Origin of the sequence: Pseudoclavibacter soli DSM 23366, assembly GCF_000423505.1 — a bacterium.
Lineage (GTDB): Bacteria > Actinomycetota > Actinomycetes > Actinomycetales > Microbacteriaceae > Pseudoclavibacter_A > Pseudoclavibacter_A soli.
This window is the reverse complement of record NZ_AUIC01000003.1, coordinates 1-23,161: the sequence shown is the minus strand read 5'-3', so window position 1 is coordinate 23,161 and position 23,161 is coordinate 1. Positions and strand designations below refer to the sequence as shown.

General features: G+C 62.9%; 23 protein-coding genes. 21 read left to right on the top strand and 2 right to left on the bottom strand.

Annotated features, from left to right (window positions below):
- The first annotated feature begins 75 nt into the window (after positions 1-75).
- The 12 genes from G557_RS0100115 to lnt are packed head-to-tail and all read left to right on the top strand — an operon-like array spanning position 76 to position 12,128.
- A complete protein-coding gene (locus G557_RS0100115; RefSeq protein ID WP_028244485.1) occupies positions 76-906 on the top strand; it encodes an undecaprenyl-diphosphate phosphatase in 831 nt (276 codons plus the stop codon).
- Positions 907-918: 12 nt separating this feature from the next.
- Positions 919-2,193 (top strand): cysteine--1-D-myo-inosityl 2-amino-2-deoxy-alpha-D-glucopyranoside ligase, encoded by a 1,275-nt coding sequence (mshC, locus tag G557_RS0100110; protein WP_028244484.1) that lies wholly within the window; start codon positions 919-921, stop codon positions 2,191-2,193.
- Positions 2,190-2,864 (top strand): HAD family hydrolase, encoded by a 675-nt coding sequence (locus tag G557_RS0100105; RefSeq protein WP_028244483.1) that lies wholly within the window; start codon positions 2,190-2,192, stop codon positions 2,862-2,864. The genes mshC and G557_RS0100105 overlap by 4 nt, the downstream gene beginning before the upstream one ends.
- Entirely contained in the window at positions 2,857-3,834 is a 978-nt protein-coding gene (locus G557_RS0100100) for a tRNA (adenine-N1)-methyltransferase (RefSeq protein WP_036960163.1), read from the top strand. Before G557_RS0100105 ends, G557_RS0100100 begins: the two co-directional genes overlap by 8 nt.
- Positions 3,835-3,859: 25 nt before the next feature.
- Positions 3,860-4,792, top strand: coding sequence for a hypothetical protein (locus tag G557_RS0100095; protein ID WP_028244481.1), 933 nt, complete (start codon positions 3,860-3,862; stop codon positions 4,790-4,792).
- Between the two features lies 1 nt (position 4,793).
- A complete protein-coding gene (locus tag G557_RS0100090; protein WP_028244480.1) occupies positions 4,794-5,831 on the top strand; it encodes a helix-turn-helix transcriptional regulator in 1,038 nt (345 codons plus the stop codon).
- Entirely contained in the window at positions 5,828-6,778 is a 951-nt protein-coding gene (locus G557_RS13145; RefSeq protein WP_028244479.1) for a helix-turn-helix transcriptional regulator, read from the top strand. Before G557_RS0100090 ends, G557_RS13145 begins: the two co-directional genes overlap by 4 nt.
- Positions 6,775-7,173: a hypothetical protein gene (locus tag G557_RS0100080; RefSeq protein WP_028244478.1), complete on the top strand. Its 399-nt coding sequence runs from the start codon at positions 6,775-6,777 to the stop codon at positions 7,171-7,173. Before G557_RS13145 ends, G557_RS0100080 begins: the two co-directional genes overlap by 4 nt.
- Entirely contained in the window at positions 7,170-7,388 is a 219-nt protein-coding gene (tatA, locus tag G557_RS0100075; protein ID WP_028244477.1) for a twin-arginine translocase TatA/TatE family subunit, read from the top strand. The genes G557_RS0100080 and tatA overlap by 4 nt, the downstream gene beginning before the upstream one ends.
- A 12-nt stretch (positions 7,389-7,400) precedes the next feature.
- Positions 7,401-8,204, top strand: coding sequence for a twin-arginine translocase subunit TatC (gene tatC / locus G557_RS0100070; RefSeq protein ID WP_156877030.1), 804 nt, complete (start codon positions 7,401-7,403; stop codon positions 8,202-8,204).
- Entirely contained in the window at positions 8,197-10,575 is a 2,379-nt protein-coding gene (locus G557_RS0100065) for a DEAD/DEAH box helicase (protein WP_036960158.1), read from the top strand. Before tatC ends, G557_RS0100065 begins: the two co-directional genes overlap by 8 nt.
- The gene (gene lnt / locus G557_RS0100060) at positions 10,575-12,128 is read left to right on the top strand and encodes an apolipoprotein N-acyltransferase (protein WP_051223933.1); all 1,554 of its coding nucleotides are present in this window, start codon (positions 10,575-10,577) and stop codon (positions 12,126-12,128) included. Before G557_RS0100065 ends, lnt begins: the two co-directional genes overlap by 1 nt.
- Positions 12,129-12,137: 9 nt before the next feature.
- On the opposite strand, the gene G557_RS10560 is transcribed toward lnt, so the two are convergent.
- Positions 12,138-12,392: an RNA polymerase-binding protein RbpA gene (locus tag G557_RS10560; protein WP_084626863.1), complete on the bottom strand. Its 255-nt coding sequence runs from the start codon at positions 12,390-12,392 to the stop codon at positions 12,138-12,140.
- Between the two features lie 114 nt (positions 12,393-12,506).
- Here G557_RS10560 and G557_RS0100050 point away from each other — a divergent pair, with 114 nt between their 5' ends.
- On the top strand, positions 12,507-13,274 hold the full coding sequence (locus G557_RS0100050) for an SDR family oxidoreductase (protein WP_028244472.1): 768 nt from the start codon (positions 12,507-12,509) through the stop codon (positions 13,272-13,274).
- A gap of 540 nt (positions 13,275-13,814) precedes the next feature.
- Here G557_RS0100050 and trpD read toward each other — a convergent pair.
- Entirely contained in the window at positions 13,815-14,870 is a 1,056-nt protein-coding gene (trpD, locus tag G557_RS0100045) for an anthranilate phosphoribosyltransferase (RefSeq protein WP_028244471.1), read from the bottom strand.
- Between the two features lie 148 nt (positions 14,871-15,018).
- Between trpD and ctaE the strand changes: the two genes are divergently transcribed.
- From ctaE to G557_RS0100005, 8 genes are all read left to right on the top strand, one after another.
- On the top strand, positions 15,019-15,666 hold the full coding sequence (ctaE, locus tag G557_RS0100040) for an aa3-type cytochrome oxidase subunit III (RefSeq protein ID WP_036960155.1): 648 nt from the start codon (positions 15,019-15,021) through the stop codon (positions 15,664-15,666).
- Positions 15,667-15,684: 18 nt separating this feature from the next.
- Entirely contained in the window at positions 15,685-16,515 is an 831-nt protein-coding gene (qcrC, locus tag G557_RS0100035) for a cytochrome bc1 complex diheme cytochrome c subunit (RefSeq protein ID WP_051223931.1), read from the top strand.
- Between the two features lie 14 nt (positions 16,516-16,529).
- Positions 16,530-17,591, top strand: coding sequence for a cytochrome bc1 complex Rieske iron-sulfur subunit (qcrA, locus tag G557_RS0100030; protein ID WP_036960152.1), 1,062 nt, complete (start codon positions 16,530-16,532; stop codon positions 17,589-17,591).
- Entirely contained in the window at positions 17,588-19,186 is a 1,599-nt protein-coding gene (gene qcrB / locus G557_RS0100025) for a cytochrome bc1 complex cytochrome b subunit (protein ID WP_028244467.1), read from the top strand. Before qcrA ends, qcrB begins: the two co-directional genes overlap by 4 nt.
- A gap of 117 nt (positions 19,187-19,303) precedes the next feature.
- Positions 19,304-20,689, top strand: coding sequence for an MFS transporter (locus tag G557_RS0100020; protein WP_051223929.1), 1,386 nt, complete (start codon positions 19,304-19,306; stop codon positions 20,687-20,689).
- Between the two features lie 263 nt (positions 20,690-20,952).
- Positions 20,953-22,323: an MFS transporter gene (locus tag G557_RS0100015; protein ID WP_028244465.1), complete on the top strand. Its 1,371-nt coding sequence runs from the start codon at positions 20,953-20,955 to the stop codon at positions 22,321-22,323.
- A gap of 70 nt (positions 22,324-22,393) precedes the next feature.
- Positions 22,394-22,846: a hypothetical protein gene (locus G557_RS0100010; RefSeq protein ID WP_156877029.1), complete on the top strand. Its 453-nt coding sequence runs from the start codon at positions 22,394-22,396 to the stop codon at positions 22,844-22,846.
- 50 nt (positions 22,847-22,896) lie between these two features.
- Positions 22,897-23,161 (top strand): transposase (locus G557_RS0100005; protein WP_028244463.1); only part of this gene is annotated, 265 nt, incomplete at its 3' end.

Here is a 23,161-nt window from a genome sequence, read left to right as displayed (position 1 = left end):
TGCGCCAGTTCTGCGACCGCGCCGCTCGGGGGTATAGTCAGGTGGTCGTTCACCACACCACCAGAGAGGCTACGCGTGTCGATTTTCGAGGCTCTGATTCTGGGGCTGGTGCAGGGGCTCACTGAGTTTCTGCCCATCTCGTCGAGTGCGCATCTGCGCATCGTAGGGGAGTTCATGCCCGGGCTCAGCGACCCCGGGGCCGCGTTCACCGCGATCATTCAGCTCGGCACCGAAGCTGCGGTGCTGGTGTACTTTTGGCACGATATCGTGCGTATCGTTCGTGCTTGGTGGCTGGCGCTGATCGGGCGCATTCCGCGTGACGATCAGGATGCTCGGCTCGGCTGGGTGGTGATCATCGGCACGCTGCCGATCGGCGTGTTGGGCGTGGTGTTCAAAGACCAGATTGAAACCACTCTGCGCAGCCTGTGGATCGTGGCCATCATGCTTATCGTCTTCGGTCTCGTGCTCGGCGCCGTCGACCGCTGGGCGCCTTCGAAGCGTGGTCTCGCCGACCTCACGCTGCGTGACGGTCTGTTGATGGGTCTCGCCCAGGCATTGGCACTCATTCCCGGAGTCTCGCGTTCGGGCGGCACCACGACCGCCGGTCGGGCGCTGGCATATGACCGCCCCACGGCAGCCAAGTACTCGTTCTATCTCGCGGTGCCCGCGGTGATCCTCAGCGGTGTGTTCCAGCTGATTCAGTCGGTGCGCGGCGACACCCATGACATTCCCGAGCTGTGGCCCACCGCGGTTGCCACGATCGTCTCGTTCTTGGTGGGCTGGTTCGTCATCGACCGCTTGATGAAATACCTGCAGCGCGGGTCGTTCGCGCCATTCGTCGTCTACCGTGTGGTGCTCGGTGTTGCGCTCATCGTGCTGCTGAGCACCGGCACGATCAGTGCATAGTAGGCTCGATCCGTGAAGAGTTGGCCGAAACCCACGCTGCAACGCCTGCCCGGGGCGGGTGTGGCACCGCGCATCCATGATGCCGTCACGCAGCAGAACCAGCCGGTCAGCCGTGATGGACGCCGAGCGAGCCTTTATGTGTGCGGCATCACGCCATACGATGCCACGCACATCGGCCACGCCGCCACGTACTTGGCCTACGACCTGCTCGTGAGAACGCTCGGCGACAACGGCATCATCGTCGACTACACCCAGAACGTCACTGACGTCGATGATCCGCTGCTCGAGCGGGCCGCTCAGACCGGTGTCGATTGGGAACAGCTCGCCGCCGATCAGATCGACCTGTTCCGCAGCGACATGCAGTGGCTGCAGGTTGTGCCGCCCCAGCACTATGTGGGGGTGGTCGAGTCGGTCGATGCGATTGGCCAAGCCGTACTGCAGCTGATCGAGCGCGGCTTCGCGTACCGGGTCGAGAGCGAAGACGCCGCCGAAGACATCTACTTTGATGTGGCTGCGGCAGAGCAGGAATGCGCCGCCTGGACCTTGGGCGAAGAGTCGCACTACTCCGAAGACACCATGCTGCGGCTGTTCGCCGAACGCGGTGGCGACCCCCGGCGAGCTGGCAAGCGCAGTCGTCTCGATCCGCTGTTGTGGCGAGCAGCCCGTCAGGGCGAGCCGTCATGGGCGGTCGTCGGCTTGCCCGACGGGCGCCCGGGCTGGCATATCGAGTGCTCGGTGATTTCTGAGGCAGCGCTCGGCAGTGACTTCGACGTGCAGGGCGGCGGCAGCGACCTCATCTTTCCGCACCACGAGATGTCTGCCGGGCATGCCACTGCGTTGAACGAGCTGCCGCTGGCACGCCTGTACAGCCATACCGGCATGATCGCGTATCAGGGCCGCAAGATGAGCAAGTCGCTCGGCAACCTCGTGTTCGTGTCGAAGCTGCGTGAGGCTGGGGTCGAAGCAGATGTCGTGCGCACTGCGATCTTCTCGCACCACTACCGCAGCGACTGGGAGTGGACTGAGCGCACGGTGCCTGACGCGCAGCAGCGACTCGGCGAGTGGCGCGCCGCTTGGCGAGTGGCAATGGCCGGCAGCGATCATTCGCAGAAGGCCGACAACCCGGTGCTGGCCAACCTACGGCAAGCGCTGGCCAATGACCTTGATGCGCCGCGCGCCCTGGCAGTGCTCGACGCCTGGGCCGACAGCCCCGAGGCACCAGAGCTCATTGCGCAGGCAGCACTCGCGCTGCTCGGCATCGATCTGACCACGGATGCGCAGGCATGAGCGCCGACAACACGCTGCAGGCGGTCTGCTGGGATCTCGACGGCACGCTCATCGACTCCGAGCGCTACTGGATCGACTCGGAATATGCGCTGGTCGCTGAGTTCGGCGGCACTTGGAGCGAACAGCTCGCCGCAGCGGTCATCGGCAGCTCTCTCGACCGCACGGCAGCGCATCTGATCAGTGCTGGCGTGGCACTTCCCGTCGATGAGGTCATCACCCGCATCAGCTCAGCGGTGGCTCAACGGGTGATCACTGACGGCGTGCCGTGGCGACCCGGCGTGCAGCAATTGCTGGCACATCTGCACGAGCAGGGTATTCCACAGGCGATGGTCACCATGTCATACGCCGACAACGCCCAGCGGGTGGCTCGGGCGTCAGGCGATCTGTTCGATGTCGTCGTCTCTGGCGATCTCGTGAGCCGGGGCAAACCCGATCCCGAACCGTACCTGCGAGCGATTGCGCAGTTGGGCGTCGCACCCGAGCGCAGCGTCGCCTTCGAAGACTCCGTGCCCGGGCTGACCAGCGCCACCTCGGCCGGGCTCACCACAGTGGTCGTGCCGTGTGTGGCCCCGATCGAACCGGCAGACCACTTCACACTGTGGCCCTCGCACGAGGGCATCACCATCGATGACCTGAACGCACTGCTCACCCAGAGGACCACCCATGCCTGACCGCACCGACCGCTCGCTGCTGCACGCCGGCGACAAAGTGCAGCTGACCGGTCCCAAGGGGCGCATGCACACGCTCGTGCTTGTGCCGGGGCGCGAGTTTCACACCAACAAAGGTGCGATCCGACACGACGACTTGATCGGGCATCCTGACGGCAGCGTCGTCACCAGCACGCTCGGTGCCGAATACCTAGCGCTGCGACCGCTGCTGGTCGACGAGGTGATCTCGATGCCACGCGGGGCAGCCATCATTTATCCGAAGGATGCCGTGCAGATTCTCGCCCTCGCCGATGTGCATCCCGGTGTGCGTGTGGTTGAGGCCGGCGTGGGCTCTGGCGCGCTCAGTCTGTGGCTGATCGGTGCACTCGGCGAAAGCGGCCACTTGTTCTCGTTCGAACGGCGGCAGGAATTTGCCGACATCGCGGAGGCGAATGTCAGCGGGCACTTCGGTGATCGTCCCGAAAACTGGACGCTCACCGTGGGTGACCTGCAGGAACAGCTGCCCTCGGTGGTCGATGACGGCACGGCCGACGCCGTGGTGCTCGACATGCTTGCGCCTTGGGAGACGCTAGACCCTGTGGTCGCCGCGCTGCGCCCCGGCGGTGTGCTCGTCGTCTACGTGGCCACAGTCACTCAGCTCTCGCGCGTCATGGAGGCGATCAGAGACACTGAGCGATTCACCGACCCGAGGGCCAGCGAAACCTTGGTACGCGATTGGCACGTGGAAGGGCTGGCAGTGCGCCCCGAACACCGCATGATCGGGCACACGGGCTTTCTGCTCTCTGCGCGTCTGCTCGCCCCCGGTGTGCGTCTGCCCGATATTGCACGACGCCCGTCGAAGGAGGCTTACGACCCAGAAGACATGGCCGTCTGGACCCCCGGTGCCATCGGCACACGTCAGACCTCTGAGAAACGCCTGCGAAAGACGGTGCGCCTGGCGCAGACCGAACGCGAACAACGGCTGCACGACTAAGCTGTTACCCGGAATGGAGACACGCATGCGCACATTGTCCAAACTCGCCGCGGCTGGCATTGCCGTCGCACTCGCTGCCGGTGCACTGGCGGGGTGCTCGAGCACCGCACGCGAGCAGCGCATCGCCGCTGGCGACGTGTCGAACGCCGTTTCGGTGGCCGACTACTCCAGCGATCGCAGCTCGATCACCGGGCGCACCGATCTCAGCACCGACAGCCCTCAGCTGACGATCGGCAGCCGTGGCGACGGGCGTTGGTTCGACCCTGACACCGACGCCGTGCAGCTGAGCATCAGCTACTTCCGACTCGACACTGGTGAATCGCTCGGCGACGCCACCACACTTTCTCCTGCGACTGCCGACGGTATCGCCTCGCTGGGGCTCTCGACGGTCTACGAACCGCTCTCTGAGGCTCTCGACGGTCTGCGAGCCGGTGACGTGTTCACACTGGTCATCCCGGGGGTCGAGCTCACCGACACCACCACCAGCATCGTGATCATCGGCTCGGTCGACGATGTCTTCCTGGCACGGGCCCATGGCGCCGAGCAGGCTCCAGTGGCCGGGTTCCCGCAGGTGGTGCGGGCGACCAATGGGCAACCCGGTCTCGTGCTCGACAGCTCCTACTCATCAGACGACGCTCCGGCATCAGCCGTGCTCATCAAGGGCGACGGCGATCAGGTGGTGCAAGATGACGACGTCGTCTACATGCAGATTGTGCAGTACGACACCACCGTCGCCAAGCGCTCGAGCATGGTGATCAACTCCACCTGGGAGACCGGTCAGCTCGGCGGCGAGCATGTGGGTGACAGCTCCAACGAGATCACTGCGGCCATCGACGATGCGATTCGTGGCCTGCCAGTCGGTTCCCAAGTGATCATGCACATTCCGGCTGCCGCAGACGCCGGCTACGGCGATCTGTTCGTCGTCGACGTGCTGCAGATCGTGGCGAAGACCGAGTGAGATGGCGGCGCTGCCAGCACACGAGCGTCAGCTCAACCTCATTCTGGCGCTCCAGCACACCCGCTTCGGCCTGACCAAGCGGCGCATTCTCGAGACGGTCGCCGGCTACGCCGAGGAACAGCGTGCTGGCGCTCAGCCCGCCTCGCTCGATCGCAAGTTCGAGCGTGACAAAGAGGCACTGCGCAAACTCGGCATTGAGGTGATCGCCACTGATGATCCGTCGGCCCCGGGCGATAATCAGCTGATTCGCTACCACATCAGCGAGCAGGATTCGTCGCTGCCCGACGACCTCGACGACGAGAGCCTCTCGCTGATCACCGCGGCGACCGTGCTGTTGGGCACCCTCGATCAGCAGCAGGCGAGTGGGGTACGCGCCCGAGCCCGCGCGTTAGGCGCGCCAAGGCAGCCGCTTGAACCGGGCATCCTGCCGGAGCTTGCCGTCTACGAGCCCAACCTGCACCTGGTGCAGCAGAGCGTGCTCACCCGCACACCGCTCGAGTTTGAGTACCACACGCAGCATCACGTTGATGCCCTCACCCGTCTGGTCATTCCCGTCGCGGTGCTGCTGTTTCACGGTCGCTGGTATCTGCATGCTGTGGATGTGCCACTCGCGCAGCCCCGAACCTTTCTGTTGCAGCGCATGGTTGGCTTGGTACGTGCAGCCGATGCCTCGGCACCTGCACCAGACACATCGTGGGCGTCAGCACGCGAAATCGCCGACCGTTGCGACCAGAGTGCTTGGGCGAAGGCCGCTCGCGACGGACTCGACGAGCAGTGGAAGACCAACGTGGCTGAGCTCGAAGTGCGCCCTGCCACTGAGGCCAGTGTGCGCCTTGCCGACCAACTCGAGGCAATCGGCGACGGCCTCTTTCAGATGCACTACACCGATGCTGGTCTGCTTGCCGACGAGCTGGCCGGCTTCGGAGCCGATGTGCTCGTGCATTCGCCCGCGGCGCTGCGCCAGGGTGTGATCGACCGACTGCGCAGACTGGCAGCCGACCACGCAGCACCGGCAGAGGGCAGTGAGGCCCCGGTATGAGCGTCTCTTCTAACGACCGCTTGGGCTTTCTGACCTTGCTGGTGCCGTGGGTGCTGGCTAATCCCGGGGCTTCAGTCACCGAGATTGCCGAGTGGTTCGATGTGCCAGCCAAACAGGTGCGCGACAGCGTGCGCACCATCGCCGTCAGCGGCGTACCCGGCGAAACCGGCACCTATGACCATCTCAATCTGTTCGACATCGACTGGGACGGTTTCGAGCTGCGCGACGAAGTGACGATCACCCACTCGGTGGGGCTCAACCGGGTACAGCGATTCACCACGACCGAGCTTGCCGCTCTGGTTGCCGCACTGAACTATCTTGCCGCAGTGCTGCCTGACGAACAGGCCGTGCGAGCGCAGCAGCTCGCCGCCAGACTTGGGGGAGTGGTCGCGGCCGACACAGAGCCCGAGCGCGATCGCGAACTGCTCGCGCAGCTGCGAGCCGCCGGAGCAGAGGGGCGGGCAGTCGAGTTCGATTATGTCGATGCTGCCGGTCGCCCGTCGCATCGCGTCGCCCAGGTGCGCAGCCTTCGCCTCTCACAGGGAGTCTGGTACTTGGTCGGTATCGATGCCGTCACGCCAGAGGGAGCCCCAAGATCGCGCACCTTCCGCATCGATCGCATGTCAGATGTTGGGCAGACCAGCGGCGCAGAACTGCCAGTCGCCGCACACGACCGTCAGCCGGCTGAAGTCACCCTCGAGGTCGACGGCGAAGGGGCGCCGATTCTTGTGGCATTTGGCATTCAGCCGTCTGCGGCCGCAGGATGGCCGGTGCGCTGCACCGTTTCGGTTGCGTCGGTCGCTGCCCTGGTTCGACACGTGGCCAGCCTGGCTGGTCATGCGCGTGTGCTGGGCCCTGACGAGGTGCGCGATCAAGTGCACGCTCATGCGGTTGCCGCCTTGGCCCGTTATGATGCGCAAGACGACGAGGACGGTGAGAACGCATGAGTCTGTGGGCTTGGATCGGAGTGTATGCCGGTTTGATCATCGCCGCGGCGGTGGTCATCTCGGTTGCAGTGTCGCAGGTGCGCCGCAGTGCGCACGAGCTCGAAGGTGAGCTCAAACGGCTGGCAGAGACGACTTCGCCGCTGCAACGCGCGCTGGTGACGCTGCGGCGCGTCACCGACGACGAACAGACTCGCCGCCGCGCGCTGGAAGACGCACTCAGTGAAGAAGAAATCGAGGCCGCGCAGCATCGTCGCATTGTCGCGGCACGACTCGCGCGCATGCGCTATCGTCGAGGAGGTCTCGTTTCACGTCATACAACGAGACCGAGTGGCCAGACGGGGGAGGCCGATCCGTATACTGAAGCGGTACATGAACATGGGAGCGTAAACCGATGAAATCCTGGCAGATCGTCGTCATCATTCTGGTCGTCCTCTTGCTTTTCGGCGCCCCGAAGCTGCCCGGCCTGGCCAAGAGCCTCGGGCAGTCGCTGCGTGTCTTTCGCAAAGAGGTCAAAGGCCTCGAAGACGACAAAGCGGCAGACGAAGCACGTGCTGCGGCAAAGATTGAGACGCCCAAGAGCGCAGACGACTCCTCGGCGAAGCCCGAGTAGTCGCACACGGCGGTGGCACGACGCAGACCCCGCGACGGCAACATGCCGCTCGGGGAACATTTGGCCGAGCTGCAGCGGAGGTTCGTGGTCAGTCTGATCGCGGTCGCAGTCGCCGCAGTGGCCGGTTGGTTTCTTTCTGAGTACATCCTTGGTGCGCTTCGCGAACCTCTCGAGATCGTGATGCACACGAGCGGTCGACAGACGCAGATCAACTATCAAGATATCTCGGGGCCGTTCAACGTGCGTATGCACATTGCCATGGTCACTGGCATTGTGCTGGCCTCGCCCGTGCTGCTTTGGGAGATCTGGGGCTTTCTGGTGCCGGGGCTTAAGCGCAAAGAGAAGATCGGCGCACTCGCGTTCGTGAGCATCGGTGTGCCGCTATTTCTGACCGGCTGCACCTTTGGCTGGTTTGCGCTGCCCAATTTGGTCAGCTTCTTCACCAGCTTTGCCGGCGAGAACGACACTCAGCTGGTCTCGGCCGATATCTACATCAGATTCATCATGTATCTGATGCTGTTCATGGGCATCGGGTTCGTATTGCCGCTGTTGCTGGTGCTGCTCAACCTCGTCGGTGTGCTCAGCGGCAAGGCCATCTTCAAGGGGTGGCGTGTCGCAATCGTCGTGGCGCTCATCTTCGCCGCCTTTATCACACCGCCCACCGACATCGTCTCGATGTTCCTGCTGTCAACACCGATGCTGGCGCTCTACCTGTTGGCCGGTCTGTTCGCGCTGTGGAACGATCGCCGTGTGGCGCGGCGCAATGCCGAGTTCCTCGACGATGACTCGCTGCTGGATGATGAGTCGCATGTCTGAACCACACGCTCCGCTCGCCGATGAGATTCTCGCCTTCCAACGCACGGTCGGCTTCGCGCTCGACGATTTTCAGCTCGACGCCGCCGCCAGCATCGTGGCCGGTCGAGGCGTGCTGGTCGCTGCCCCGACAGGTGCGGGCAAGACGATCGTGGCCGACTTCGCGGTGTATCTCACCATGCAGTCGGCCCGCCGTGAGCGCATCTTCTACACGACACCGATCAAGGCGCTGAGCAATCAAAAGTTCCACGAACTGCAGCGCCGCTATGGCGACGACCAAGTCGGCCTGCTGACCGGCGACAACAACATCAACAAAGCTGCGCCCATCGTGGTCATGACCACTGAGGTGCTGCGCAACATGATCTACGAGCGCAGCGGTGCCCTCGACGATCTCGCTTTCGTGGTGATGGACGAAGTGCACTACCTGGCTGATCGCATTCGGGGGCCAGTCTGGGAAGAGATCATCATTCAGCTGCCCGAGCACGTTCGCATCATCAGCCTGAGTGCCACGGTGAGCAACGCCGAAGAGTTCGGCGCCTGGCTACAAGAGGTGCGTGGGCACACCGATGTGATCGTCTCAGAATTTCGCCCAGTGCCACTTAATCAGCATGTCTTGGTCAAAGGCGAGCTGGTCGAGCTGTTCGATCCTCGACACGAGGGCCGGCTGACTTCTGGGCTGGCTCGACTCGGCGGGCTCTCTGGGCCGAAGTCGAACCGAGACCGCCAGCGGCGCGGCAGAGACCGAGGCCAGCACGTCGACCGTGCCCACCTCATCCGTGTGCTCGAACGCGAAGATCTGCTGCCGATGATCGGATTCATCTTCAGCCGGGTCGGCTGCGACGCCGCGGTGCGGCAGTGCATGCTGGCCGGCATCGGTCTCACCGACCGGCAAGAGCGCGATCAGATCAAGCGCATCATCGAAGCACACACCGGTGATATTCCCCAGGCCGATCGTGAAGTGCTGGGCTATAAGAGCTGGCGAGGGGCGCTGCTTCGCGGCGTCGGCGCACATCATGCAGGGATGCTTCCGGCTTTCAAAGAGACCGTCGAAGAGCTCTACCAACGGCGTTTGGTCAAGGTGGTGTTTGCCACCGAGACTCTGGCACTCGGCATCAATATGCCCGCGCGCACCGTGGTGCTCGAGAAACTCGAGAAGTTCAATGGTGTGGCCAAAGTGCCGATCACTCCGGGGGAGTATACCCAGCTCACGGGGCGGGCCGGGCGCCGCGGTATCGATGATCAGGGCCATGCCGTGATCGTCTGGCAGCCGGGCCTCGACCTGGAGCGGGTGGCCACGTTGGCCAGCAAACGCACGTATCCACTGCGTTCGAGCTTCCGGCCCACGTACAATATGGCGGTCAATCTGATCGGTTCGGTGGGGCTCACCCGTACTCGTGACATTCTCGAATCGTCGTTTGCCCAGTTTCAGGCTGATCGGTCGGTCGTCGGTCTGGCTCGAAAACTCAAAGAGCAGCGCGGGTCTCTCGAGGGCTACGCCGAGTCTGCAGGCTTTGACGATCCCGAGCTGCGCGAGTACTTCGACCTGCGTCGCCGCCTGAGCGACGTCGATCGTGAGATTCAGGGTCTGTCGAAGAAGCAACGGCGCAGCTCCAACCGCCGTGAGCAGTTAATCGGCGAGGCCCGCGCGCTCAAGACCGAGCTGCAGCAGCATCCCGCGCACCACCGCGAAGACCGAGAAGAGCATGCGCGTTGGGCTGAGCGATGGCATCGGCTGCGGCGTTCCAGTGATGACTTGCAGCGTGAGATCGAACACCGCGTGGGCAACATCGCTGCCACTTTCGACCGTGTGGTGCGGGTACTCGAGCATTTCGGCTACTTGCAGCGCGGCGCGACGGCCGATGACATCACGGTGACCGAATTTGCTGCTGTGCTCGACAAAATCTACGGCGAGCGAGACCTGGTGGTGGCCGAGTGTCTGCGCCGCGGTGTGTGGCGCGAACTTGGCGCCGATCAACTCGCGGCGCTCGTGTCGGCTTTGGTCTACGAGCCCCGCCGAGATCGCAGCGATGAGCAGGCGCAGCTGCCGAAGGGTGCACTGCAGCAGGCCTACGTCGACACCGTCGCGATCTGGGCCGATGTTGACGCGCTTGAAGAGCGCCACGACCTGCCGCGCAACCCGGAGCCGAATGCGCTGGTGTGCACCGCGGTATTGCGCTGGAGCCGTGGCGGCACACTCGACAACGTGCTCACCGAGGCTGAACTGCCCGCCGGCGATTTCGTGCGCCTGATGAAGATGGTCATCGATCTGCTCGATCAAATCTCTCAGGCCGAACCAGAGGGGGTCGGTGTCACAGCGCGCGCAGCTTGCGAGCTGCTGCGGCGCGGCATCGTCGAGTACTCGAGCGTCAGCTGATGTCGGCGGTGCGGGTGCGATCGCTGCTGCGGCACGAGATGCGCATGGATGCGCTGGTGCGCTTGATCACTGCGGCTGCGGCCGGAGGGGTGCTCACCTTGGCGTTCGAGCCGGTCGCTGCCTGGCCGTTGGCGTTCGCCGCTCTCGCCCTCGTGGCCTGGGCGACGCTGGGCGTGGGGTTCTGGGCCGCGACGGCCACCGGATTCGTGTTCGCAGCCACGTTCTGGCTACTGCATATCGAGTGGCTCACGATGTACCTGGGCGCCGTCCCATGGCTCGCATTGGGGCTGTTCATGTCGCTCGAATGGGCCCTGGGCCTCGGGCTGGCCGGCTGGTTCGTGCGGCGCGGTATGGCCCGGCTCGCGCATCCTGCGCTGCTGGCTGCGTTGTGGGCAGCTGTCTGGGTGGCTCGCGAGGCGCTGTCGTCACGAGTGCCCTACGGCGGTTTCGCCTGGGGGCATATCTCATGGACGCAGTCATACTCGCCTCTGCTCAGCCTGAGCTCGTGGATCGGCCTGCCAGCGCTGAGCGGGTTGGTGGTCTTCGTGAGCGTGCTGCCGGTGTGCTGGATGCTGACCTGGCGTTTTCCGAGGTGGCGGGCGTGGCTGGGCGGTGCAGTCGCGGTCGCAGTCTGGGCGCTGGTGCCCGCGTGGGGCAGCGTGACTTCGGCGCAGGGTCAGCTGCGTGTGGCTGCGGTGCAGGGCAACGCCAATGCCGGTCTGTTCTCGAACGAAACGCCGGGAACTATTCTGCGCAACCACTTGGATGCCGCCGAGGCGGTGGTCGACGAAGACTTCGACGTGATGGTCTGGCCCGAGAACGCCGTCGATCTCGATGTGCTGCGCAACGCCTCAGCCCGTGCTGCGGTGACTGAGTTCGTCGACCGTATGGGTCGGCCGCTGGTGCTGGGCAGCGTCACGACGCGTGGCGACGACGTGTACAACTCGGTGATTGTCTGGCTGCCTGGCGTAGGCCCGACACAGGTGTATGACAAACGTCATCCGGTGCCATTCGCCGAGTACATGCCTGATCGTTGGCTGTGGCGGCCGCTGGCACCCGATCTGGTTGATCTGGTGCCGCGCGGCTTCAGCTTTGGGCAGGCCAGCGGAAATCTCGATGTGGCTGGCGTCAACGCCGGTGTGCTGATCTGCTTTGAAACCAGTGACAGCGATCTCGTGCGCGGTCTGGTCAGCGGGGGAGCGCAGGTGATTCTGGCTCCAACGAATAACGCCGACTTTGGGCATTCGGATGAGGCCGCTCAACAGCTGGCGATCACCCGCGCACAGGCTGTGGCCGCTGGGCGATCAGTGGTGAATGTGTCGACCGTGTCGTCGAGTGCGATCATCGATGCCGGGGGAGCGCAGCTCGCCTCGCTAGAGGACTTCACCTCCGGGGCGATGATCGCGACCGTGCCGCTGCACGATGCCTGGGCGCCTTCGCAGCTGATGGGGCCCGTCGTTGAAGTGGGGGCCTTGCTGGTTGCTGCGGGTGCACTCGTTCAGCGGGCGGCTCTGCGTGTGCGCCGTGGTCGAACCGCGTCAGACCAGCGTTAGCGCGGCGAGCTACTGCTCGTTGGGGTCGCTCTTGATATGCGAGAGTTCAAGGGCGCGCTTGCGGCGATCACGCAGGTAGGCCAGTCGCTCGTCGAGAATCTCTTGCAGCTCTTTCTCGCTGCGACGCTCAAGGAGCATGTCCCATGGGGTGCGCTGTGCCGGGGGATCGCTCTTCTTCTTGCCGGTGGACGTGCTCACGTATGCGCTCTCATTCGATCGTTCAATGTCATTGGACGCCCACAGGGGGCGTGGGCATCCAACCATCTTAACTGTCGTGATGGCAGTTTTGTTCCCGGGCGACTCTCGCAGTGATGCGGCGTGGATCTGCGGTCGTTCATTCGCGGCTGGTAACCTCGTGCCGAGACGAAAGGGGTCACTGTGACCGAGACCACCATTCAGGGCACGCCGCTGGCGGGCAAGACTGTGCTGATCACCGGCTCATCTCGCGGCATTGGGGCTGCGACAGCCGAACTTCTGGGGGCGCTCGGCGCCACCGTTGTGATCAACTACCGCGACAAGGCCAAACGAGCTGAACAGGTTGCCGAGCGGGTGCGAGCCGCCGGCGGACAGGCCGTGGTGGCCCAAGGCGACCTGACCGATCCAGACTCAGTGACCGCGCTGTTTGACACCGTGCGCCGCGAGCTCGGCACGCTCGACGTGCTGATTCTCAACGCCTCGGGCGGCATGGAGAAGAACGTCGCAGAAGACTACGCACTGCAGCTCAATCGAGATGCCCAGGTGCGCGCGCTTGACCTGGCTGAGCCGCTGCTGCACGAGGGGTCGCGCGTCGTGTTCATCACCAGTCACCAAGCGCACTTTATCGACACAGTCGACACGCTGCCGGAGTATCGCCCAGTGGCGGTCTCCAAGCGCGCCGGCGAGGTTGCGCTGCGGGCGCGCATCCCAGAGCTTGAGGCTCGCGGCATCGATTTCGTGGTCGTGTCTGGCGACATGATCGTCGGCACCGTCACGGCGACGCTGCTCAACCGCAGCAACCCGGGTGTGCTCGAGGCACGCACCGAGCAGGTCGGTCATCTCTACAGCGTCGAAGAGTTCGCTGCGGAGATTCGTGACGCGGTGATCGAGCCAGTTCCGGCTGATCACATCAAACTCGTTGGCGATACGTCGATCTTCACTCAGAGCTGAGCTCTCAGGAGTCGTCTCTCGGGGTCGTCCAAGGAGTTGGACGGCCCCGTTGATGTCTTGGCGAGCACCTGCCATAACTGCCGATAATGTATGTTATGTCATACTCGGGTGTGACGACGTCGTTTTGCGACTCTCCTCCACTGACTCTGCACAGCGTATGGAGTGCGCGATTCTCTCCACACGTTCACGCTGGCTCTTGGCGCGAGTGGTCGCCTTTGGGATGCTCGACAGATGAATGCGCAGAATGACTCACGTTCCAGCCAACCCGCGTGGTTGCCTCACGAGAACACGCAACGCCTTGCACTCGGCCATTTGCCGCACGATGTGCCGCTGCCGCCACTTGTAGGCGCACCCACGCGCCACCCGACAGGTCTGCCGCCACGGCTATCCGCCCGCCGCACACCGATGCATCAGGTGACACAGCGACCAGCCACACAAACACCCGAGGCGCAGTCGCCGTCACAGAGCATGACGGTGCTGCGCCTCGAGAGCTATTTTGCGCCAGACCAGTATTTTGACCGGTGAGCCGAATGTGTCGGGTCAGCTCGCGAAAGCCTGTACCCATTCGTCGAGTTTGGCCTTGGCAGCGCCGCTGTCAACTGCCTGTGCTGCGATCTCGAGCTTCTCAGTGAAGCGATCAGTCACGCCGCGAGAGGCTGACTCAGGAGTATGCCAAAGATCTGCGGCAACCAGGCCAGCAGCTGCGTTCAGCAACACGATGTCGCGCACAGAGCCGGTCTCCCCGTCGAAGAACGCTCGGCCGATGGCGGCGTTCTCCGTAGCATCGCCGCCGACGAGATCTTCGAGGTCAGCCGGAGCGATCGACAAGTCTTCGGGGTCGAGCTGGTACTCAGTGAGCTCGCCCTCACGATCGACCTGCAGCAGCACGCTGGGGCCTGTCGTTGTGAGCTCGTCGAGGCCGTCTTCACCACGAAAGACCAGGCCGACGTCACCGCGGGTCGCGAGCAGATCGGCGACCAGGCGAACCCTGCGCGGATCAGCAACACCCAATGCGTTGATATGAGGCCGAGCGGGATTGCTCAGCGGCCCCAGGAAGTTGAACACGGTGGGCACGCCGAGTGCTTTGCGCACCGGGCCGGCGAATCGGAAGCCGCCGTGGTAGGTCGGTGCGAACGCGAACCCAATACCCGTGCGAGCGAAGATCTCGGCGACTCGGTCAGGCTCGGCCGTGATGTCGATGCCCAGAGCTTCGAAGAAGTCAGAAGACCCCGAACGTGAACTTACGGCGCGATTACCGTGTTTGATGACTTTCACTCCGGTCGAGGCGATGACGATCGAGGCCATAGAAGAGATGTTGACGGTACCGGAGCGGTCGCCGCCAGTGCCCACGATGTCGACGGCGTCGCGATCGACGTCGAGCGGCACCGCATGATCGAGAATCGCCGAGATGAATCCCTCGACCTCGGTCAGGCTCTCCCCCTTGGTCTTCAGCGCCACCAAGAAGCCGCCCATCGCTGCGGGGTCGGCATGACCGGACATGATCTGATCCATCGCCCAACGCGCTTGATCTGCGGTGAGATCGACGCCGTCGACGAGGGTGGAGATGACTGTAGGCCAGGTGATTGCAGATGACATGCGTTGATTCTACGCCGCTGTCGCAGTGCAATCTGGCAGGTCCTCTCCCCTATCTCCCATGGCGCGAAATGGATTTCTGGCGAGGGTACGCGGGTTTTCTGCCACACGCAGCCCGTTTGGTCAAGACATGGTTGATTCATAGGCCATAATGGTTAACGTGTCCAGTACAGCTATTTCCAAGAAGACTGCGCCGACCAGCATTAATCGTCCGAGCGCTACTGCAGTAGGTACCATCGTCTGGCTTGCCAGCGAGGTCATGTTCTTCGCCGCGATCTTCGCGGTGTACTTCACCCTCTGGTCGACCTCGACCGGTCAGTGGAGTGACGGCATTAAGGTGCTGAACATCCCCTTCGCGGCGATCAACACGGTCATTCTGGTGCTTTCGTCGGTCACCTGCCAGTTCGGCGTCTTCGCCGCCGAGCGTATGCAGCACCGCAACACGGGCAAAGGCATGAAGAACTGGGGGCTGACCCGCTGGTTCTTCATCAGCTATGTGCTGGGTGCCATCTTCGTCACCGGGCAGGTCTTCGAGTACGCCACGCTGGTCAGCGAGGGCATCACCCCCGCAACTGACACCTTCTGGTCAGCCTTCTTTATCGGCACAGGGTTCCACGCTCTGCACGTGATCGGTGGCCTCATGGCCTTCTTGGTGATCATCGGGCGCTCGTATGCCACTCGTAAGTTCGGCCATCACGATGCGACGAGTGCCATCGTGGTCTCGTACTACTGGCACTTCGTCGACGTCGTCTGGTTGATCCTGTTCGCCGCCGTCTACATCCTTCCGCTGATCGGCTGAGACTAGAGAGATTCAGGCATGAAGATTCGCACAACTAAGAAGACCTCGACCACGAAGCGTCGCGCTCGACGCCGTGGACCCCTCGCAACCGTCGGCCTGCTCGCTGTGGGCCTCGCGGTGACCGGCGGTGGCTATGCTGCCGTAGCACAGATCGGCGCCAATGACACTGAGGCGACCGCAACGGTGACGCAGAGCACCGTCGACGAAGGCCAGAAGCTCTTCCAGGCGAACTGCGCCACCTGTCACGGACTCAACCTGCAGGGCACTGACGCAGGCCCCTCCCTCGTGGGTGTCGGCGCTGCCTCGGTCGACTTCCAGGTCGGCACTGGCCGTATGCCCATGCAGACGCAAGGGCCCCAGGCTCAGGTGAAAACTGTGCAGTTCACCGACGATCAGATCTCAGCACTCGCAGCATACGTCGCAAGCGTTGGCTCAGGCCCAGAGATCCCGGATGTCGAAGACGAGGTTGACGCCACAGACGCTGACAAAGTCTCCAACGGTGCCGAGTTGTTCCGCGTCAACTGCGCCATGTGCCACAACGTTGCGGGTGCTGGTGGTGCACTGACCGAGGGCAAGTACGCTCCCTCACTTATGGGTGTGACCTCCACGCACATCTACGAGGCCATGATCACCGGTCCGCAGAACATGCCCGTGTTCAACGACACCAACGTGACGCCCGAAGAGAAGGCCGAGATCATCTCGTACCTGAAGTACGTCGAGACCAACTCCTCCCCCGGTGGCTTTGACTTGGGGTCGATCGGCCCGGTCGCTGAAGGCCTGTTCATCTGGATCATCGGCCTTGGTGCCGTCATCGGATTCACCGTCTGGCTCGGGTCACGGGCGAACTGAGCGGAGAGAGCACTATGTCATCGAAAACTGATATCACTCCAGACGCTGGGCACGAGGCCCAGTCGACGGCTGTCGTCCTCGACGAAAAGTTCGAGAACCCAGGCATCGAGGAGCACAGCCCTCACCGCCGCACCGACGTTGATCCCAAAGTGGCGCGTCGCGCCGCGACACAGATCACTTGGTGGTTCATCCTCTCGGCCGTCGCCAGTGTGCTGGCCATCGTCTTCTACATCGCTCTGCCGATCAAGGGCGATGACATCAGCACTGTTCACCCGAACAACCTCTGGCTCGGCCTCTCGATCGCCTTCGCCTTCTTGGCCATTGGCATCGGCGCCGTGCAGTGGGCTCGTCAGCTCATGCCCGCCCAAGAGATCGAAGAAGAGCGTCACTCACCTCGCTCATCAGATGAGACTCGCGAGCGTGCCGTCGAGATTCTGCAGCAGGCTGATGAAGAGAGCGGCTTCACGAAGCGCAAGGTGTTGCGTCGTTCGCTGATTGGCGCTGCGATTGTGGCTCCGCTGCCGGGCATCGTGCTGCTGCGCGATCTCGCCCCAGTGAGCCAGGGGCTGACTGATCCCGCCGAAAAGCTTCGCCACACCATCTGGGGCGACGAGAACGGCCTGCGCCTGGTGCACGACACCAGCGGTGAGCCGATCAAGGCCGAAGACGTGCAGTTGGGCTCTGCCTTCCACGTAGTGCCCAGCAACCTCGCCGAGGTCGAGCCGCACTCTCAGAAGATCATCGAGAAGTCGAAGGCAGCCGTGCTGCTGGTTCGTCTGCCCGAAGATGAGATCGTCGAAGGGGCCGAAGACGGGTACCACGGCATTCTCGCCTACTCCAAGATCTGCACGCACGTCGGCTGCCCGGTGGCACTCGTTGAGCAGCACACGCACCACCTGCTGTGCCCGTGCCACCAGTCGACATTCGACATCTCTGACGGCGCCAAGGTCGTGTTCGGCCCGGCCAATCGTCCGCTGCCCCAGCTGCCCATCACCGTTGACAGCGAGGGCTACCTGATCGCCAAGGGCGACTTCAAGGCACCCGTCGGACCGAGCTTCTGGGAGATTGAACGTTGAGCACCACAGTGAACACCAAACCCACGACGAAGACGGGTCGTCTCGCTGACTACGTCGACGAGCGCACCGGCATCGCCGCTGTCGTCAAAGAGTTCGGCCGCAAGATCTTCCCCGATCACTGGTCGTTCATGCTCGGTGAGGTCGCGCTCTACAGTTTTGTTGCGCTGCTCATCTCGGGCACCTTCCTGACGCTGTTCTTCCAGGCGTCGATGGTCGAGACCGTCTACGACGGCTCTTACCTGCCGTTGAAGGGCATCAGCATGTCTGCAGCCTACAACTCAACGCTCGACCTGTCGTTCGACATCCGCGGCGGCCTGCTGATGCGTCAGCTGCACCACTGGTCGGCCCTGATGTTCATCGCAGCGGCAACGCTCCACATGGCCCGTATTTTCTTCACCGGCGCATTCCGCAAGCCGCGTGAGATCAACTGGGTTATCGGCGTTGGCCTGTGGGTGCTCGGCATGGGTGCCGGCTTCACCGGGTACTCACTGCCCGATGACCTGCTTTCGGGTAACGGCCTGCGTATCATAGACGGTCTGATGAAGGGCCTGCCCCTCATCGGCACCTGGCTCTCGTTCCTGTTCTTCGGCAACGAGTTCCCCGGTACAGACCTGATCAACCGCCTGTACATGCTGCACATCATGCTGATTCCAGCACTGATCATCGCTCTGGTGGCAGTGCACTTGCTGCTCGTGGTGGTGCACAAGCACACGCACTTCCCCAAGGCGGGTTCGCGTGAGGACAACGTGGTGGGCTACCCCGTTCTGCCGGTCTACGCGGCAAAGGCCGGCGGCTTCTTCTTCATCGTCTACGGCGTACTCACACTGATCGCCGCCACGGTGACCATCAACCCGATTTGGAACTACGGCCCGTACGATCCGTCACCGGTTTCTGCTGGTACACAGCCCGACTGGTACATCGGCTTCGCCGATGGCGCCCTGCGTCTGATCCCGCCGGGCTGGGAGTTCTCGATTGGCGGCTTCACCTTCTCGATGAACATCATCGTTCCGGTGATTCTGCTGGGCGGGTTCATTGCGGCACTGCTGCTCTACCCCTTCTTCGAAAAGTGGGTCACCGGCGACGAGCGTCACCACAACGTGCTTGATCGTCCGCGCAACGCCCCGACTCGCACGGCTCTCGGTGCCGCTGGCATCACCTTCTACGCCACGATGTGGGCCGCTGCCTCGTCTGACGTGATGAGCGTGTTCTTCCACTGGAACGTGTTCTTGGTGACGCACGTGTTGCAGGCCAACCTGATTCTCGGCCCGATCATCGCGTTCGTGATCACCAAGCGCACTGCCTTGGCACTGCAGCGCAAAGACCGCGATCTGGTGCTCCATGGCACCGAGACTGGTCACGTGTTGCGTCTGCCGCACGGCGAGTTCCAAGAGCTGCACCGTCCGCTTGACGAGTACGAGCGCTACAAGATCGTGTCGTTCGACGAGAACGTTCCGGTGGTTGTGCGCCCGCGGGCTGACGGCAAGATCTACAACAAGGATCGCCGGCGCGCTTGGTTCACTCGCTTCTTCTTTGAGGATCGTGTGAAGCCGGTCACTCCAGAGGAGCTCAAAGCTGCGGAGCACGCGCACCACTGAGGTTGAACTCCTCATCAAAACGGGCAGTCCCTTTCGAGGGGCTGCCCGTTTTGCGATCCAGAATCCGTCTCGTTCTGTTTTGGTGTACCTGTTCAAACGTGTACTATCATTGCGGCTATGAGTTCTTCTCCCCCGCTGCACGGAATCGACGATGACACCCATGGGCGATCTCTGACCGACCGACTTGACAGCCTCTCGTTCACCAAGGCACATCGGCATCTGTTGGTCGCATCTGGCTCAGGTTGGGCCTTAGACGCCCTCGATGTTGCACTGATTTCATACGTGATTGTCGTGCTGAAGGAACAGTGGGCGCTGAGCTCAGGCGATACTGGCCTGATTGTGTCTCTGGGCTTTATCGGTATGGCGGTTGGTGCGCTGCTTGGCGGGCGTCTTTCCGATCGTCTGGGCCGTCGCAGCGTTTTCGCACTGACGCTGGTGATTTTCGGGTTGGGCTCGCTTTTGGCCGCTTTCGCATCCTCGTTGGCGGTGCTGCTCGTGCTCCGGGTCATCATCGGACTCGGCTTGGGGGCCGAATTGCCGGTTGCCAGCACATATGTCAGTGAATTCGCTCCCCCCGCTATTCGCGGTCGAATCGTGGTGATTCTTGAGGCATTCTGGGCCATTGGCTGGCTGGTAGCTGCCTTCCTCGGCTTCCTCGTGGTGCCGCTCGGCGATTGGGGGTGGCGCCTCGCTTTCGCCGTCGGTGCCCTTCCGGCCCTGTATGCGGCATACGTGCGTTCTGGATTGCCTGAGTCTGTTCGCTTTCTCCAATCTCGAGGGCGCCACGACGAGGCGACAGCGGTCGTTGAGCGTTTCGAACAGTCACCAGTGTTGTACCAGGTCTCTGGTGGTGCGCCAGCGGCCGATCGCATCCATTCGAACCACCCTGACTCAGCTGTTGAGCGCCCCTCGCGATTCGCAGACCTCTGGCGTGGTGGGCAGCTTCGGGCCACGGTTGCACTGAGCCTGGTGTGGTTCTTCGTGAACTTCTCGTATTACGGGGCATTCATCTGGATGCCTTCGCTGCTGGCGGCCCAGGGGCACTCAGTGGTCAAGTCGTTCGGCTATACCCTGCTGATGACTCTGGCTCAGCTGCCAGGGTATGCGGTGGCCGCGTGGTTGATCGAGCGCTGGGGTCGACGTACGACGCTGGCTGTCTTCCTCGCCGGATCGGCAGCCTCGGCCATCCTTTTCGGAAGTGCGGGCTCACTGACCATGGTGCTTGTCTCTGGGGCCTTGCTGAGCTTCTTCAACCTGGGCGCATGGGGTGCTTTGTACGCGATCTCGCCTGAGGTGTTTCCCACGCGTCTTCGTGGATCGGGCACCGGCTTTGCCGCTGGCTTTGGCCGCATTGCCTCCATCATCGCTCCCTTGCTGGTTCCTGCCCTGTTGGCGGCCGCCGGCGTCGGCTGGCTGTTTGCGGTGTTCGCGGTGGCGTTCTTGCTCGCGGGCGTTGCAGCTCTCGTACTGAGCGAGCACACTGGCGCGCAGCTGAGCGACTGATTCTTTGACGTTGGCGCGGATGCGCGCGCGAATGGAGTAAAGTTCTTGCCATGAGTCTCCACCGCAACCGCAGTGCCCTGCAGGGTGCATCTGTGCGCGTCTGCCGCGCACAGGGTGCGTGGTGGTGGCCGTCTGCACGACGGTCATAACCGGGAGCTCCCGACCAGGCCGCCGTTCGAGCGGCCCGTGTCATCTGTGCGGTCTCGCTCGCAGCGACGGCGAATGAGATGCATCGCATGAGCGCGATGCGAAAGGAAACGCACATGGCAACCAACGCCACGAGCACTGCGACCCCCAGCAGCACTCGGCTCTTTACCCGACTCGCGGTCGCCTCTGGCGCCGGCACGGCTCTTGAATACTACGATTTCGCTCTCTACGCGACTGCGACATCGCTGGTGTTCAACCGGGTATTCTTTGTGGTCGACGACCCGTGGTTCGGAGCATTTCTCGGGTTTGTGACCTTTGCGGTCGGGTTTCTGATGGCTCCGGTTGGCGCTGTGCTCTTCGGTCACCTTGGCGACCGCATTGGTCGTCAGCGTACCCTGGTGTCGACATTCACCCTGATGGGCGTCGCCACGGTGCTCATGGGGCTGCTCCCCGACTACCACTCCATCGGCGTCACCGCTCCCGTGTTGCTTCTGATTCTGCGTCTGGCTCATGGGGTAGCACGTGGCGGCGAGGTTGGTGGTGCGGGGCTGCTTGCCATCGAGCATGCTCCTACCGACCGTCGGGGGCTCTATGGCAGCTTCGTCACTCTGGGCTCCCCCATCGGTGCAGGGCTGGCGAATCTCGCGGTGTTGGGGGTGTTGGCTTTTCCGATGGATGCGGTGATCGCTGGGCTCTGGAGGGTTCCTTTCCTGCTCGGTGGCTTGGTGCTGGTGATCGGTCTGTTGACGAGACTGCACGTTGATGAGACTCCGGTGTTCGAACGGATGCGCGACCAGACTCAGGTCTCACGTCGACCCCTGGTCGACGCGCTACGTGCCGGAGGGCTTCGGTTGCTTGGCGCCGCCGGTGTGGTGTTTGGATTCAATGCGTTTCAGTTCGTGCTGTTCAGCTTCCTGCTGTCATATGGCTCTGAGGCTGTCGACAACCATGGGCTGGGGCTTTCTCGAAGCATGCTGATCGTGGGCACGCTCTTGGGGTGTCTGGCGCACGCCATCGCGATTCTCGTGGGCAGCATCCTGTCTGATCGTGTGGGGCGACGACCAGTGATCGCTACTGGCGCGGTTGCCCTGGCACTGTACGCGGTGCCGATGTTTCCGTTGTTCCGATCTGCTGGCACCGGAGCGGAGGCGAGCTCGACGGGGCCACTTTTGGCGATGATCATTGGCTTTACCTTGTCTGGAATCATGTTCGGACCAGTGGTCACTTGGTTTGCACAGCTGTTTCCCGCGGCCCAGCGCTATACCGCAGTGGGGCTTGCGTTTCAGCTGGGTGCGGCTCTGGGGGGAGGCTTCTCCCCGCTGATCGCCAATCGCCTGCTGGCAGCCACGGGCAGCACGATGTCCATCTCGATCTATCTGATCGTGGTGATGGTGCTGAGCCTCGTGTGTCTCGCTCTGCTGCCCGAACGGGTGGCCGGAGCGGTCGACAACGCCGAAGACCTGCACGACAGCGCCGCAGCTTGTTAAAGGCATCCGCCTGCTGCTGACAGCTTCACGCGGCATATAATGTCAATATGTCAGGTTGGGGAGGTGGGTGGTGAGTCGCGACGACGTTCAGACAGCGGTTGATTTATCGACTACTTCAAAAGTGCCAGAAGCGAATCACAGCAGGTCTGTGCTGCTGCGCGCAGTTGACAGAGCACCGTTTGTGCTCATCGGGGCGGCAGCACTCGGAATCGTGTCGCTGTTCTTGCCGGTTGTGAGTATCGGGCAGACTTCGATGAATTCCTTCAGCACGGTGACCAACGGTGATGGCTTCGAGCTTCTGGGCCTGATGCTGATCCTGATTGCCGGCGGGTGCTTAGTGCTGCTCTACGAGCGACGCTGGACACATATTGCAGTGGGAAGTGCATCGCTGGTTGTCGCCATTATCGGAATGGTCGATGGGGTTGGCAGCATTTCGCGACTCAGCCGCTACGGAGCGCCAGTGGGAGGCGGGTTGGTAGTGCTGGGGGTGGCTTCGGGGATCATGGCGATTGCTGCTGTGTGAAGCGCCTGGGGTTTTGTGCCGTTCTCTTTTGAGTTGAGAGGATGGTTTCCATGCCGAAGAGAACTGATCAGGTGTTGAAGGACCGGGCGGTGCGTCTGGTGCTGGAGCACGCGAGTGAGTACCCGTCTCGGGCGGCCGCGATAGCGGCGGTCGCCCGTCAGGAAGGCGTGGGACGTGAGTCGCTGCGCCGGTGGGTCGTGCAGGCCGAGATCGATGCTGGTGCCCGTGAAGGGGTCACTAGTGACGAGGCCGCCGAGATCAAGGCGTTGAAGGCTGAGAACCGGCGTCTGCGGGAGGACGTCGCGATCCTCAAGG